1 protein-coding gene is annotated in these 263 nt (G+C 63.9%); it reads right to left on the reverse strand.

The annotated features are described in order from the left end of the window. On the reverse strand, positions 1-263 hold a 263-nt coding region (locus SB719_RS20780), incomplete at both ends, for an aminotransferase class I/II-fold pyridoxal phosphate-dependent enzyme (protein ID WP_412159833.1).

Here is a 263-nt window from a genome sequence, read left to right on the forward strand (position 1 = left end):
GGGCATCGACCAGCGCCTGGCGCATGTCGAGGATACGCTTGCGCATCACTTCGACTTCTTCGGCCCACTGGGCATTCAGGCCAGCATCGCTCAGTACGCCGGCAACCAGCTGGGCGCCGAAGTTGGGCGGGCTGGAGTAGTTGCGGCGCACGGTGGCCTTCAGTTGGCCAAGCACGCTCTGGGCAGTGGCCTCGTCATCGCACACCACCGACAGGCCGCCCACCCGCTCACCATACAGCGAGAAGATTTTCGAGAAGGAGTTG

The organism is Pantoea sp. SIMBA_079, from assembly GCF_046940275.1.
Taxonomy (GTDB): Bacteria; Pseudomonadota; Gammaproteobacteria; order Enterobacterales; family Enterobacteriaceae; genus Pantoea; species Pantoea borealis.